Raw genomic sequence first — 12,646 nt, 5'->3', positions numbered from 1 at the left:
GGTTTGACCGAGAGGCCTTCCGGGCACGGGCTGATGGGATGGGGGCTCACCCTGGCGGGGGCTGGCGCGCTGGCGCTGGCGATCATCGCCGTGGCTCATGCCGCCCTGCCGGAACAGGTCCGGCCGCAGGTCGCCCAGGCCGAGACCTATGAGCCGCCCGCCGAGGACGCCGCCCCAACCGGGCCGCCGTTCCTGGCGTTCCAACAGCCGGTGCCGGGCCGCAAGATCATCTCCCCCTGGGGCCTGCGCAAACTGCCCTGGGAAGACCATGGCCGCCTGCACGCCGGGGTCGACATCGCCGCCGGGGCTGGCGAGCACGTGCTGGCGGTGGCCGACGGCACGGTGCTGCGGCGGGGCGTGGCCATGGGCTATGGCAATTTCATCGAGGTGCGCCACGCCGGCGGCCTGACCAGCTTCTACGGCCACCTGGGCTCGGTGGAGCGGCGGATGAAGGTCGGCGCGGCCGTGGCCGCCGGGACCCCGATCGCCCGGATCGGCAATGGCGGCACCTCGACCGGCCCGCATCTGCATCTGGAAATCCGCCACGAAGGCGAGCCGATCAATCCGATCCTGTTCCTGAACCGCCGCTTCGCCACCCCAGCCGACCTGCCAGTGGAGATGGCGACCAGCATCTCGCCCCGGGTGCGGATCGCCTATGTCTCGACGATCCCGCAGAGCAAGCGCGAGCTGATGCAGGAGAAGCTCGACAAGGCTCGTGGCGGCAAACGCCACCGCAAGCTCTCCTATGACCTGCGGCTGGCCGAACTGGCCCTGCAGCGCAGCGCAGATTAGAGGCGGCCCAGGCCGCCGATCTCTCCAAGCGCGTATAATGCTTGGATGATGCCCGAAAGTTGTGCCACGCTCTGACGGCCAGCTGCATCGGGGGGTGTCATGGCCAAGCGATCGAGATCGATTCCCGGTAAACTGAAGCCGCCTCTCAGCGCTTCCGTCGCCAATGCGTTGTCTCCGGGCCCGTCTGATCCCCATCCACCGACCGGCGACGACCTGCGAGGAGCCACCGCCGTGGTTTTCGTCCACGGTCAGGGCGAGCAGGCGCCGATGGACGACCTCCTGCAACTGGCGTTCAGCGCGTGGGAAACGGATCCGCGCGCATCGCGGGGAGCTCAGCTGGGCAATATCGCCAGCGTGCCTCTGGATCAGGGTGGACTCGGTGATTTGAGATGTCTGATCACTGATCGAGGCGACGACGGGCGTCAGGTCCACTTCTACCAGTTCTATTGGGCCCACCTGATGCCCGACAACCATCTGCTGGATCTTTGGCGTTGGCTGATCCGCCTGTTGAAGCGACCTCTGGCCGAGATTCCGCGAAATTTGCTCCTGGTCCGAGGCCTGCTGCTGAGCGCCGTGGCGGCGATCGTGCTGCTCGCCCTGGTGCTGTCCGGGCTGGCTCCCCTGAGGCTCGCGGGCCCCCCATTTGGCTATGGCGGCGTCATCGCCGACGCCTACACGGCCATCTGGATGGGGGCGGTGCTGTCGATCCTCGTTCTGGCCGCCCGGTGGCGGGACTGTCTTGAGACCTTGCTGGTGCTCAGCGTCTCGGTGGTGGTCGCTGGCATGATGTTCGGTGGCAAGGTCGAGGACGTCATCGTTGGTAAGGAACGATTTCTGAAGGGCGACGGAATCACGTGGCCGAGGTCCATGGAGATCACTGACAGCAACCAGCAGAAGCTCATCTGTCTGATAGATCTCAACCCGGATCCAAGCCCGGTGCGCAAGGCTTGTGAGGAGGCCAGAAGCAGGCCGCTATGTCGGAACGACCCGACCTACCGCAAGCATCACAAGGGCGATTGCGACGCCATCGATGCACGAGACACTTGCTTCAGTCTCGGCCCGAGCGGCGCCAAAGGCGGTGATTGTGCGACGCGCCTCTCGGCTGAGGAATTGGAGGTGGGACGGACGAACCCCTTCAATTGGTGGACTGCCGTCGTCGCAGCCCATCGTCTGGTGCTCGCGCTCGGTGGGGTCGTCTACCTCATCATTCTCTTGTCGTGGCAGTTGGTGTCGCCGTTCCTGAAGACCGTCATGACGGACTCGGCGCGGTATTTTTCGAACGAGCCGCCGAATGTGGCAAAGCGCGACGACATCCGCCGGTCGGGTGTCGCCCTGCTCGAACGGCTCCATGCCAGCGGGCAGTTCGACAGGATCATTGTCGTCGCTCATAGCTTGGGCACGGTGGTGGCCTACAATATACTGGACCACTATTGGGGAACGGTCCGCGCCAAACTTGAAGGCGCGGGTGCGCAGAGGCTGGCCTTGCAGGCCGTGGAGCGCGCGAGCGCAAAACTCGACGAGGCGATCGACGCCGACATACCCGCCTGTCGCCTCGAATTCCGACGGGCCCAGCGCGAATACTCCAAGGCCCTGGCGCAACTGGGAACATGGAATATCCAGGCGGGCCGGTTCGAAAGCGCCTGGTTGGTCAGCGACCTCGTGACCCTGGGCAGCCCGCTAACCTATGCGAAGCTCCTGTCGGTCGATTCTCACGGCGAATTCACCGCCAAGATGAACAAGTTTTACCGGTTGCCGGCCTGCCCGCCGGTCAGCGGCGAAGACACGACGATCGACGGTGAGTTGCACCGGAAGCTCCACGACAGTTGGCTGGGGGAAACGCTTGGCAGGCCCAATGCACCTCTACCAGCTGCGGTGTTCGCGGCGACCCGTTGGACCAACATCTATTTCACCAACAATGGGTTCACCGGCGGCGACATTGTCGGCGGCGAGGTCGCGCCGACCTTCGGGCGTGGCGTTGTGGATGTGAAGATCGACCGCAGGCGGTTGAGCGCGGGCTTCCTACATAACGACTATTGGCGCTGGCCAAGCCAATCGAAGGTGAGTGCCTGGCAGGCGGCCGGAGAGACCAGGGCCTATACGCCGCCGCCCCGTCACATCGAACGACTTCGCCAGGCGCTCAACCTGTTCGAGAATCCTCAACAGGAGGTTCAGCTGATGACGCCAGACCCACCCTGGAGCAGGCCAAGGTCGGGCTGATTCGCCGGCCCTAGCGACGGCCGAAACTGTGCCACCCCGTCAAAAATCAGCGTTTGCGGAGCGGGCTTGTCCGCAACCGCGCATGGGCGCAGGCTTCACCACAATAAATAGGGGGAAGCGACCATGCGTTGTGTCACGGGCGGGCTCATGCTCGCTTCGGTTCTTGTGCTGTCCGGTCTGGCCGGATGCTCCAAGCCGGCGGCGCCGCCCGCCGCCCCCGCCGGCTTCTCGCTGTCGGCCACGGAAGGTGAGGACGGGGTGATGCCCGTCCAGACCGCGACGGTCCAGGGCGACAAGGGCTATTCCGCCAAGATCGCCGTCACGCCGATCTGGCGGGTGCAGGGCGGGGTGATGAACATCACCTGGTATGCCGGCATGTCCCAGACCAAGCGGTTCTTCAACATCGCCGAGGAGACGGGCGACGCGAAGGGCAAGCCGGGCTGGCTGGCCACGCCCGAGCAAGGGGTCCGCGCCGTCCGCGTCAGCTTCGATGGCGGGGCGCCGGTCGCCAACAAACCGACCACCACCCGCGCGCCCTTCCCGGTGCCGACCGGCGCCAAGGCGGTGACCCAGGTCGAGATCGACTATGGGGATCCCAAGGCGCCCCAGACGCTGGTCTGGAAATAGGGCCGGCGGGCGCTTGCGCTGAGGGGGGCGGGACTCCTAGAGCCCTTCCCTGATTGGTTGAATCAACCAAGCAGGAAAAGAAGGGCTCTAAATCAAAAAGTTAGAGCATTTCTTGATCCGAAAAGTGCGTCACACTTTTCGGGAAATGCTCTAAGTCTGGGGTCCTGACTCACCCTCGCGGAGGCGCGCATGGGCGCGAGCGCCGGACTGCACGCCCCGCGCGGCGAGCTCGTCGATATCGGCGGGCGTCGGCTGCGCATGGTTCGCGCGGGCGTCCGCTCGGACCGTCCGCTGATCGTCTTCGAATGCGGCGCCTGGGGCTGCGCGGCGGACTGGGCCGTGGTCCAGGCGCGCCTGGACGCCCAGGGCCTGGCCAGCCTCGCCTATGACCGGGCGGGCTTGGGCTATTCCGACGCCGGCCCGACGCCCCGGGATGGTCGGGCCATCGCCGCCGACCTGGAGGCCCTGCTGGCCCATGCCGGCGAGACCGGTCCCCTGATCCTGGTCGGCCATTCGATGGCGGGGCTGATGCTGCGGGTGTTCACCCCGCGCAACCGGGCGCGGGTGAAGGGCGTGGTGCTGGTCGACGCCGTCACCCCGGAGATGATCGAACATCCCAAGGCCGGGCGCGCCATCCACGGCTACCGGCGGGCCATGGACCTGGTCGGGCGCTGGTCGCACCTGGGCTATATGCGGCCCGTCGCCCTGGTGGTCGGCGACCTGATCGGCCTGGAGGGCGAGGCCTCGGCTGAGAAGCGGCGGATCTATGGCCTGGCCTCCCACGCCCGTTGGTCGGCCGAGGAGGTGCAGTCCTGGCCGGAGACCTCGTTTCAGGCTCGCGAGCCCTTCGATCCGACCCTGCCGGTGGCGGTGGTGACGGCGGGGGCCTCGCGCGTCCCGCCGACCGTCAAGGCGATGCAGCGGGTTCCGGCCCAGACCTCGCATGAGGGCTATCTGGCCAATGTGCCGGGCGCCACCCACGCCAGCCTGCTCGGCCGCGCCTACGCCGACCCGATCATCGCCGGCATCGACCATGTGATGGCCAAGGCGGGTGTCTAGGGCTCCCGGGCCACCAGCCCGCAGGCGCCGCCGAGGCGTTCCAGGCTGAGGCTCCGGACCATCACCCCATCAACCGGCGCCAGCGCCGGGCAGGTGGTGGGGTCGCCGGCCACCACGGGAAGCGAGCCGCGCGCGCCCGCCGGCAGGCGCGCCAGGGCGCGGGCCGCTTCGGGACCGAGGCGCCGGGCCTGGCCGGACAGGGCCGTGATCGTGATGTCGCGGTCGGTCCGGACTTCGAAGCGACCGTCCCACACGTCGGTGTTCCCGGCCTGAAGGGACATATGTCCCAGGCGCGCACGCCGCAACTCACCCACTTCCCGCCGCCAGGTGATGGTTCGCGCGTCCGCCTCGATGCGGGCGCCGGCCAGGGTCGCCACCACGGCCGCTTCGCCCCGCAGCGCCTCGGTCAGCCGGTCAAGCCGATCTCCGCGCGGCGGCCGGCGGGTCCCGGCGGCGCACAGGGCCGCGATGCCGGCCAGGGCGCGGGCTTCGGCCGGGTCCGCCGCCCGGAAGGCGTCACGGTCGAGGATCAGGCCGCCGCCAATCTCCGCCGTGACCCCCTGGGCGAGGCTATGGGGGATTGATCGCCTGGACGCTGGTTCGACCGTCGGGTCGGCGGCGCGGGCGCGGGCGCGGGCGTAGCGGAGGTCGGCATTGGCGGGGTCTTCGATCCAGGTCTCGCCCCGCCCCGTCAGCCAGGCCCGTAGCTCCGCCCGCGCGATCCCCAGCATGGGCCGCAACAGGAACAGGCCCCGTCCCTCCGGCCAGGCCGGCGAGGGCGCCCATTCCTGGGCGTCGGGAACCGAGGCGCCTTCGCGCCGCATGGCGGCCGACTCCGCCAGGTCGTCCGCCGTATGGCCGAGCAGGATCACGGCGGCCCCCGCCGCTCGCGCGGCGTTGGCGAGCAGGGCGTGGCGGGCTTCCCGGGCGGCGGCCGGCAGGCCGGTCGCGGGTTTGTCGGCGGTCCAGGCCAGGGCCTGGAAGCGCGCGCCCATCCGCGCCGCATGTTCGGCGCAGGTCGCGGTCCAGGCCGTGCTTTCGGGTCGCAGACGGTGGTCAACGGTCAGGATCAGCAGCGGCCGGCCATGGGCGCGAGCCCAGTCGGCGGCGATCAGGCTGAGCGCCAGGGAGTCGGAGCCGCCGGACAGGCCGACGGCGATCGGGATTGGACCTGTGGGCTTCAGGCGGACGTCGAGCCGAGCCTGGATCTCGGACTCTAGGCCGCGCACTTGGCCTGGGTGCGGGTGGTGGCGGCGCGGTTCTGAACCGCCGGCGTGGCTTTGGGATAGCGCCGGGTGAACTCGTCCAGGGTCTGGCAGGCGTCCGAGGGCTTCTTGAGCGCGACCAGGGAGCGGGCCAGTTCGACCACGGCGTCGGGCGCCCAGGGGGTGGCGGGCCAGCCGCGGATCGCGCCGATATAGGCGGTGGCGGCGTCAGAATAGGCGCTGCGGGCCGTCAAGGTCTTGCCCAGCCAGTAGCGGGCCTCCGGCGCGCGCGGGGAGTCGCCGTAGCGGGCCACATAGTCCTGGAAGGCGGCCTCCGCGCCGGAATAGTCGCCGCTGAGCATCAGCTGGCGGGCCTGGGTGAAGGCCTCGCTGGAGGTCTGGAGCGGCGCGGCGGGCGCGGCCTCCGAGGGGGCGCCGGCGAGACCCGCGCCGGACGACATGGTCATGGTGGGCGGCGCGGCGGGCGCCTGGGTCTGGGCCTGTTCCAGGCTGGTGGCGCGGGCGGCGAGCGCCTTGTTGTCAGCCTTGACCGCGTCGAGGTCATGACGCGCCTGGGCGAGGTCGTGGGTGGCGACCTCCAACTGGCCGTTCACCCGGGTGAGGGACTGTTCGAGATCGCCGACCCGGCGGGTCAGCTCCTGCAGCTGGTAGTCGGTCTCGGCCGGCTGGACCATGACTGGCTTGCCCGAGTCACGGCCCTGGAAGACGATGGCGCGCAGTTCGCGCAGCACCTGCTCCATCCGGTCCAGCCGGCGGGAATCGCGGGCGTCCAGCGGATCGATCGGCGTCTGGGCGAGGGCGGGCGCCGCCGTAGCCAGGACCAGGACGGAGGCGAGAGGCAGGGCGAGGCGACGCAGTTTCATGGTCTCATCATCCACCGAAAGGGTGGGCCAAATTGGGGCCGGCAGGCCAGGGAAGTCGAGCCCTCATATGCAAAGAGGGGGCCCTTGCGGGGCCCCCTCTCGCACTCTCCTCGAACTGGACGCTTAGCGCGCGCCGCCGGTGATGACGGTGTGGCCATTCCGGTTGCGCTGATAGGAGTCCTCCGACGTGCCCGGATCGATCGGACGTTCCTTGCCGAAGGAGACGGTCGAGATGCGGGCGGCGGCGACGCCGTGCGACACCAGGAACTCGCGCACCGAATTGGCGCGGCGGGCGCCGAGCGCCAGGTTGTATTCGCGGGTGCCGCGTTCGTCGGCATTGCCTTCGATGCGGATGACCACGCTGGGATAGCGCACCAGCCACTGGGCCTGGGCGCCGAGCACCGGCGCGGCGTCGGCGCGGATGTCATAGCGGTCGAAGTCGAAATAGACCCGGTCGCCGATATTGATGACGAAGTCCTGCACCGAGCCCGGAACCGGGCCGTTCGGGCCAGGCGGATGGGCGGGCTGGGCCGGATAGCTGGGCGGCGGCGCCGTGGGGCCGGGCATCGGCTTCGGGCGCGAGGCGCAGGCGGTGACGGACACGGCGCAGGCCGCGACAAGCGCCAGTCGAAGGGCTTGCTTGGTGCTGAAGCTCATCTTGGGCTTCTCCTCAGGCTGGAGTTTGGCGACGGCGCGGAATGCGCCAATGCAAGAACTGTAACTGCTTTTTCTTGTCTCGCACATGTCAGAGAACCGCTGGAATGTGTTCCTGACATCTCATTTCTCTCATCAGTTGAGCAGAGGCGACCATGCGGGGTCCGATCCTGACCCCGGATAGGGCGCCGGGCGGAGGATTCGCCCTGTGACGTCCACGGTCCACAAACGCGGTGGGCCGCCCGGGGTTTCTCGGCTGAACATCAGCACCCGGCCGTTGGGCGCCCAGGTCGGACTCTCGTCCAGATAGCTGGTGGTGAGCAGGCGCTCGTCCGAGCCGTCGGGCCGCATGACCCCGATGTGGAACTCGCCGCCGGTCTGTTTGGTGAAGGCGATGAAGTCGCCGGTCGGGCTCCAGACCGGGGTGGTGTAGCGGCCGTCGCCATAGGAGATCCGCTGTACGCCCGCGCCGTCGGCGCCCATCACATAGAGCTGGGGCGATCCGCCACGATCGGAGTTGAAGACGATGCGATTGCCGTCCGGCGAGAAGGACGGCGAGGTGTCGATGGCCGGGTCACTGGTCAGCTTGGTGCTGACCCGGCTCTTCAGGTTCAGCACATAGATGTCGCTGTTGCCGCTGCGCTCCACCGAGAAGGCCACCCGGCCGCCGTCCGGCGAGAAGCGCGGCGCATAGACCATGCCCGGGAACTGGCCGATGGATTCCCGGCGCGCGGTCTCCAGATTGAACAGATAGATCGCCGAGCCCTCAGGCTTCAGCGTCATATAGGTGATTTCCTGGCTGGTGGCCGAGAAGCGCGGCGACATGACGATGTAGGAGCCGTCGGTCAGGTAGCTGGGATTGGCGCCGTCCTGGTCCATGATGGCCAGCGTCTTGGTGCGGTTCAGCCGCCCGCCGCTCTCGGCCACGAAGACGATGCGGGTGTCGAAATAGCCCTTCTCGCCGGTCAGCCGCTCATAGACGGCGTCGGAGATCTTGTGGGCCACGCGCCGCCAGTTCTCAGGCGTCGAGGTGAACTGCAGGCCGAGCAACTGCTGCTCGGAGAAAACATCCCAAAGTCTGAAGTCCACCCGCAGCCGGCCGCCCTCGACGGTCACCTGGCCATTGACCAGGGCCTGGGCGTTGATCGACTTCCAGTCCGGGAAGCGTGGCTGGACGGAGACGTTCAGGCCCTTCTCGATGAAGGCGTTGGGATCGATCGGCTTGAACAGGCCGGAGCGTTCCAGATTACCGGTGATGACCTGGGCGATCTCGGCGCCGCGCTGGCCGCCGAAGGCCGGGATGGCGATGGGCAGGGGCTGGACGTCGCCCTTGTTCACATCGACCTCGATCTGGGCCAGGGCGCTGGCGGGCGCGAGCGCCATGCTCGTTGCGAACAGGGCGCAGATCGCCAGCATGAGGGTCTTCAGGCGCATGGATATCTCCTCCTTGAGGCCTTAGCCGCAGGCCTCGCGGGCGTTGAAGTTCACGGTGACGCGCTGACCGAAGAAGTCACGCGGAAGATTGCTGAAGGGCGCCGCCTGGTGGACGGCGCGGATGGCGCGTTCGGCTGCGGCCTTGACCACGGAATTGCCGCTCTCCTCCTGGCCGCCGGCGTCGACGACCCCGACCAGTTGGCCGCCAGGGCCCAGGGTGAAGGTCACCCGGACCTTGACGTCGCGGCCGCCCTCGACCTCGCAATTGGGGTTCCAGCGGCGTTGCAATTCGTCGGCCAGACCGGCCAGGGCGTTGGCGGAATTGCCCATGCCGGCCCCGGCGCGCGGATGTTCCTGCAGGGCGGTTTCGGCCCGGGTCGCACCCTTGGCGGCCGAGGACGCCTTGCCGCCGGCGGGATTGGACTTGGCGATGGAGCGGGCCAGGGCGTCGAGGTCCAGGCCGGCGGGCTTGGCGGCGGGCTTCTTCAGCCCCTTGGCGTCGGGGACAGGGGCGGGCGTCGGCGCGGGCTTGGCGGCCGGCTTGGCCGGTTGCGGCTGGGGCTGCGGCGGAACCGGGGTCGGTTTGGGCTGCGGCTGAGGTTGCGGCGCGGGGATCGGCTCCGGCGGCGCCTCGGCGACCGGGGTCTCGGTCTGGGCGGTCTGCTCCTTGGCGGCCTGCACGGCGGCGCGCAGGTCGGTGAGGGTGGAATTGGAGACGATATTGACCGGCACCACCGTGCCGATCGGCAGTTCCCGCACCGCCGGCCAGGAGACCAGGGCGAAGACCAGCAATCCCGCGTGCAGCAGGATCGAGACGATCATCGCCCAGGAGAAATCCGACCGGTCGCGCATCCGCCGTCAGGGCCTGAGCTGGCCGGGCGTGTCGCCCGAATTGGCGCCGCCCGACGAGGGGCCGCCGGTGTCGGTGAGCAGGTTGATCGAGGTGAAGCCCGAGGTCGACAGCGCCGCCATCACCTGGGCGACGATGGCGTAGGGCGCGCGGCCGTCGGCCCGCACATAGATCGGCTTCTTGGTCTCGTTCCCGGTCATGGCCTTCAGGCGCGGCGATAGGCCGGCGAAGGGCACCGGGTTCTCCTGGATGAAGAGCGAGCCGTCGGCCCGGATCGAGACGGTGATCGGGTCGTTCCGGTCCTGCATGGCGCCGGCCTCGGTCTTGGGCAGTTCCACCGGCACGCCGACGGTCAGCAGCGGCGCCGAGATCATGAACACGATCAGCAGCACCAGCATCACGTCCACCAGCGGAGTGACATTGATCTCAGCCAGCGCGCCGCGCCGGTTGCGACCGCGCCGGCGGCGTCCGCCGCCGCCGGCGGCGAAGGCGTCGTGAGCCGACAGCGCCATCTCAGGTCCGCTCCGAGATGCGCCGCTGGATCGCGGTCGACAGGTCGTCGGCGAAGCCTTCGAGCCGCGCCGTGTAGCGGGCCGCGTCGGTGGAGAACTTGTTGTAGGCGATATAGGCCGGGATGGCCGCCATCAGACCGATGGCCGTGGCGAACAGGGCCTCGGCGATGCTGGGGGCGACCACGGCCAGGTTGGTGTTCTTCTGGATCGCAATTGCTTGAAAACTATGCATAATTCCCCAGACCGTGCCGAACAGGCCGATGAAGGGGCTGGCGGTGGCGACGATGGCGAGGGAGCCCAGGCCGTCCTCGATGCGCAGGGCTTCGCGGGCGATGGTGGTGTCGAGCACCCGATCGATGCGCTGGACCAGGAAGGCGGCCTGGGTGTCGGTGGCCAGGCTCTTGGCGCGGGCGTCGCGCCATTCGCGCAGGGCGCCTTGCAGCATGCGGGGCAGGGCGTGGCGCGGACGCTCCCCGGCCTCCTGGGCGATGTCCTCCAGGCTGCGGCCGGAGGAGACCTGGCTCTCGAACTTCTCGGCCTGGCCGTTCAGCACGGTGAAGCGGAACAGCTTGTCGATGATCACGGTCCAGGACCAGAGCGAGGCGACGCCCAGTCCGATCATCACCCCTTTCACGACCCAGTCGGCGCGCAGGAACAGGGCGATGAACGAGAAGGTTTCGGGCGTGATCGCGGCGGGAACGGCGGGGTCCATAGGGTCTTGGGCTCCGTGTGGGGGACCGTTTCAGATGATCTGGAACGGGCCAGTGGCGAACTTGAGGCCATGTCCTAGCAAAAGAGGGGCCTCAACGTCTCCAGGAGTCCCGCAGGAGGCTTCCTGGGGCGGCCAGAAAGATCGATGCAGGCGGCCTCGACCTCAGCTTCGCAGATCAAATCGGCGCCGCGGGTGATCCTCTGGGCGATGAACAGCCGCGGTCCCTTGGCCCGGTCATAGGTCGTGCGGACCAGCAGGGCGTCGTCGATCCGCGCGGGTTTGCGGAACTCCAGGCTCAGCTTCACCACCGTGAAGGCGGCCGGGTCCTCGCGCTCCAGCAGGGCCGAATGGTCGATGCCCGCCGCCCGCAGGAAGTCCGACCGGCCGCGCTCGAAGAACCGGACGTACTGGCCGTGGTAGACGACCCCGGTGAAGTCGGTGTCCTCGTAATAGATGCGGACCGGCAGCTGGTGCTCGCGGCCGATGATCTGGCCGGCCGTGGGTTCGAGGTCGGGCATGTGTCCTATCCGCTCATCCCGGCGAAGGCCGGGACCCAGATCCTAGATCTCAGCCTCGGTGATGTTCGATTTGCAGGTTGTCGGCAAGGGGCGCCCGGGACCAGGCGCCTTGCCCGTCACCGTAGAATTCCTGCGATCGTCCACAGCAAGACCACCAAGATCAGCACACGTTGAAGGTAGAGCCAGACCAGTTGTGAGGGGGTCGCCGAGAGACTTGTGTTTTCCACTCAACAGGAAGGCCCATTGATCAGCGTTGTTATGCGTTTTGAACATGCCCAGCGTCGAGCGTGGAATGCGCCCAGCTTTGGCGAGACTCCCAAGCCGCAATTGCATCAGCAAATACGCGCTGAGCACACCGAGTAGCATGGCCAACTTGATGCCCTGATCCCAAGAAAGCATCACTCCTCCTCGAACAGCGAAGACTGCCCGCCCGGCAGCAGTTGCGGCGGGGGCAGGATCAAGCCGTATTGCATCAGGAAGGGGCGATCACGTCCTGCACCGCGCTGCGGGCCTCGGCGATGGCCCCATCTAGCGATATTATCGAACTATAGCGTCCTCTCCATATACATTCATAAACTCCGTAGCGATCGAGGTTCACTCCTCCTCGAACAGCGAGGACTGCCCGCCCGGCGGCAGCTGGGGCGGGGGCGTCAGGCCGATGTGGGTGTAGGCCCGCGCCGTGGCCATGCGGCCGCGCGGCGTGCGCATGATGAAGCCCTGCTGCATCAGGAAGGGCTCGATCACGTCCTCCACCGCGTCGCGAGCCTCGGCGATGGCGTAGGCTAGGGTCTCGACCCCGGCCGGGCCGCCGGAATAGTTCTCGATCAAGGCGCGGAGATAGCGCCGGTCGAGCGCATCCAGCCCGGCGGGGTCGACGTCGAGGCGCGCGAGCGCCCGGGCGGCAGCGGCTCGGTCGATCATCTCGTGGCCGTCGGCGGCGGCGAAGTCGCGGACCCGGCGCAGCAGCCGGCCGGCCACGCGCGGCGTGCCCCGCGAGCGGGTGGCGATTTCCATGGCTCCGTCGGCGGTCAGCCCCACCCCCATCTTGCCGGCCGCATGGGCCAGCACCTTGGAGAGCTCGGCGTGGGTGTAGAATTCGAGCCGCAGCGGAATGCCGAACCGGTCGCGCAGCGGCGTCGCCAACAGCCCCGCCCGGGTGGTCGCCGCGACCAGGGTGAAGGG

At 68.3% G+C, this 12,646-nt stretch carries 14 protein-coding genes; 4 read left to right on the top strand and 10 right to left on the bottom strand.

Features of this window, described 5'->3' with window-relative positions:
• Positions 1-3: 3 nt before the first annotated feature.
• The 4 genes from Q7P21_RS06985 (at position 4) to Q7P21_RS06970 (ending at position 4,695) form a co-directional block, all read left to right on the top strand.
• Positions 4-792, top strand: a complete 789-nt coding sequence (locus Q7P21_RS06985; RefSeq protein ID WP_304170006.1) for a M23 family metallopeptidase — start codon at positions 4-6, stop codon at positions 790-792.
• Positions 793-891: 99 nt separating this feature from the next.
• Positions 892-3,009, top strand: a complete 2,118-nt coding sequence (locus tag Q7P21_RS06980) for a hypothetical protein (protein WP_304170007.1) — start codon at positions 892-894, stop codon at positions 3,007-3,009.
• 147 nt (positions 3,010-3,156) lie between these two features.
• Entirely contained in the window at positions 3,157-3,636 is a 480-nt protein-coding gene (locus Q7P21_RS06975) for a hypothetical protein (protein ID WP_304170008.1), read from the top strand.
• Between the two features lie 189 nt (positions 3,637-3,825).
• On the top strand, positions 3,826-4,695 hold the full coding sequence (locus Q7P21_RS06970) for an alpha/beta fold hydrolase (protein ID WP_304170009.1): 870 nt from the start codon (positions 3,826-3,828) through the stop codon (positions 4,693-4,695).
• Here the strand turns inward: Q7P21_RS06970 and tilS are convergent.
• The 10 genes from tilS to Q7P21_RS06920 form a co-directional block, all read right to left on the bottom strand.
• The gene (gene tilS / locus Q7P21_RS06965) at positions 4,692-5,924 is read right to left on the bottom strand and encodes a tRNA lysidine(34) synthetase TilS (protein ID WP_304176375.1); all 1,233 of its coding nucleotides are present in this window, start codon (positions 5,922-5,924) and stop codon (positions 4,692-4,694) included. The genes Q7P21_RS06970 and tilS overlap by 4 nt on opposite strands.
• Positions 5,912-6,784 carry a tol-pal system protein YbgF gene (ybgF, locus tag Q7P21_RS06960; protein ID WP_304170011.1) on the bottom strand — a complete coding sequence of 291 codons (873 nt, stop codon included), beginning with the start codon at positions 6,782-6,784 and terminating at the stop codon, positions 5,912-5,914. Before ybgF ends, tilS begins: the two co-directional genes overlap by 13 nt.
• 123 nt (positions 6,785-6,907) lie before the next feature.
• A complete protein-coding gene (gene pal, locus Q7P21_RS06955) occupies positions 6,908-7,441 on the bottom strand; it encodes a peptidoglycan-associated lipoprotein Pal (RefSeq protein WP_304170012.1) in 534 nt (177 codons plus the stop codon).
• 132 nt (positions 7,442-7,573) lie between these two features.
• Complete coding sequence (gene tolB, locus Q7P21_RS06950) at positions 7,574-8,872, bottom strand: Tol-Pal system beta propeller repeat protein TolB (RefSeq protein ID WP_304170013.1); 1,299 nt, start codon at positions 8,870-8,872, stop codon at positions 7,574-7,576.
• Positions 8,873-8,893: 21 nt separating this feature from the next.
• The gene (locus tag Q7P21_RS06945) at positions 8,894-9,724 is read right to left on the bottom strand and encodes a TonB C-terminal domain-containing protein (protein ID WP_304170014.1); all 831 of its coding nucleotides are present in this window, start codon (positions 9,722-9,724) and stop codon (positions 8,894-8,896) included.
• A 6-nt stretch (positions 9,725-9,730) separates the two neighbouring features.
• The gene (locus tag Q7P21_RS06940) at positions 9,731-10,234 is read right to left on the bottom strand and encodes an ExbD/TolR family protein (RefSeq protein ID WP_304176373.1); all 504 of its coding nucleotides are present in this window, start codon (positions 10,232-10,234) and stop codon (positions 9,731-9,733) included.
• Position 10,235: 1 nt separating this feature from the next.
• The gene (tolQ, locus tag Q7P21_RS06935) at positions 10,236-10,946 is read right to left on the bottom strand and encodes a protein TolQ (protein ID WP_304170016.1); all 711 of its coding nucleotides are present in this window, start codon (positions 10,944-10,946) and stop codon (positions 10,236-10,238) included.
• A gap of 74 nt (positions 10,947-11,020) precedes the next feature.
• The gene (gene ybgC / locus Q7P21_RS06930) at positions 11,021-11,464 is read right to left on the bottom strand and encodes a tol-pal system-associated acyl-CoA thioesterase (RefSeq protein WP_304176371.1); all 444 of its coding nucleotides are present in this window, start codon (positions 11,462-11,464) and stop codon (positions 11,021-11,023) included.
• A gap of 42 nt (positions 11,465-11,506) precedes the next feature.
• Positions 11,507-11,863, bottom strand: coding sequence for a hypothetical protein (locus Q7P21_RS06925; RefSeq protein WP_304176369.1), 357 nt, complete (start codon positions 11,861-11,863; stop codon positions 11,507-11,509).
• Between the two features lie 195 nt (positions 11,864-12,058).
• Positions 12,059-12,646, bottom strand: a 588-nt coding sequence (locus Q7P21_RS06920; protein ID WP_304176368.1) for a Holliday junction DNA helicase RuvB C-terminal domain-containing protein, incomplete at its 5' end; no start/stop codon positions are given.

Source organism: Phenylobacterium aquaticum, from assembly GCF_947378715.1.
GTDB classification, from domain to species: domain Bacteria; phylum Pseudomonadota; class Alphaproteobacteria; order Caulobacterales; family Caulobacteraceae; genus Phenylobacterium; species Phenylobacterium aquaticum_A.
Note: the sequence above shows the minus strand (reverse complement) of the source record. Positions and strands in the feature narration are given on the sequence as shown.

What these genes read in the sequence shown, in the direction of transcription:
- Q7P21_RS06970 (WP_304170009.1), top strand. Translation starts at nt 3,826, where the DNA reads ATGGGCGCGAGCGCCGGACTGCACGCCCCGCGCGGCGAGCTCGTCGAT.
- Q7P21_RS06925 (WP_304176369.1), bottom strand. Translation starts at nt 11,863, where the DNA reads ATGCTTTCTTGGGATCAGGGCATCAAGTTGGCCATGCTACTCGGTGTG.
- Q7P21_RS06975 (WP_304170008.1), top strand. Translation starts at nt 3,157, where the DNA reads ATGCTCGCTTCGGTTCTTGTGCTGTCCGGTCTGGCCGGATGCTCCAAG.
- tolB (WP_304170013.1), bottom strand. Translation starts at nt 8,872, where the DNA reads ATGCGCCTGAAGACCCTCATGCTGGCGATCTGCGCCCTGTTCGCAACG.
- Q7P21_RS06980 (WP_304170007.1), top strand. Translation starts at nt 892, where the DNA reads ATGGCCAAGCGATCGAGATCGATTCCCGGTAAACTGAAGCCGCCTCTC.
- ybgF (WP_304170011.1), bottom strand. Translation starts at nt 6,784, where the DNA reads ATGAAACTGCGTCGCCTCGCCCTGCCTCTCGCCTCCGTCCTGGTCCTG.
- tolQ (WP_304170016.1), bottom strand. Translation starts at nt 10,946, where the DNA reads ATGGACCCCGCCGTTCCCGCCGCGATCACGCCCGAAACCTTCTCGTTC.
- Q7P21_RS06945 (WP_304170014.1), bottom strand. Translation starts at nt 9,724, where the DNA reads ATGCGCGACCGGTCGGATTTCTCCTGGGCGATGATCGTCTCGATCCTG.
- Q7P21_RS06940 (WP_304176373.1), bottom strand. Translation starts at nt 10,234, where the DNA reads ATGGCGCTGTCGGCTCACGACGCCTTCGCCGCCGGCGGCGGCGGACGC.
- ybgC (WP_304176371.1), bottom strand. Translation starts at nt 11,464, where the DNA reads ATGCCCGACCTCGAACCCACGGCCGGCCAGATCATCGGCCGCGAGCAC.
- pal (WP_304170012.1), bottom strand. Translation starts at nt 7,441, where the DNA reads ATGAGCTTCAGCACCAAGCAAGCCCTTCGACTGGCGCTTGTCGCGGCC.